This window comes from Paraburkholderia sp. SIMBA_053 (assembly GCF_046534895.1).
In the GTDB taxonomy this organism is placed as follows: Bacteria; Pseudomonadota; Gammaproteobacteria; order Burkholderiales; family Burkholderiaceae; genus Paraburkholderia; species Paraburkholderia caledonica.
The window spans coordinates 1-235 of sequence record NZ_JAWRXU010001724.1 but is presented as its reverse complement, the minus strand read 5'-3'; the positions used below and the strand labels follow the sequence as shown (position 1 = coordinate 235).

The 235-nt window shown below is 63.0% G+C and carries 1 protein-coding gene; it reads right to left on the bottom strand.

The window, feature by feature from the left end:
- The coding region (locus SB753_RS41405; protein ID WP_410805733.1) for a glycerophosphodiester phosphodiesterase family protein at positions 1-163 on the bottom strand (163 nt) is incomplete at its 3' end.
- Between the last annotated feature and the right edge of the window lie 72 nt (positions 164-235).

The following is a 235-nucleotide window of genomic DNA, read 5'->3' as shown; positions in this document are numbered from 1 at the left end:
CGGAAAGCTTGGCGTCGAATTCGACCATGCGGTAACCGTAACGCACGCAGGCGTCGAAGCCCGCTAACGTGTTCTCCGGCGCAAGCGTGCCGCCGCAGCGATGCGCGACGAGCGGCGGATACGGCCAGTCTGCAGGTGATGCACGATCGATCCCGTTTGCCACGTCCCGTCACCTTTCACTCAGAATAAGCGCGTTTCGCCGCGCGCCGGCGCCAACGGTCTTGTCAAAAAACGC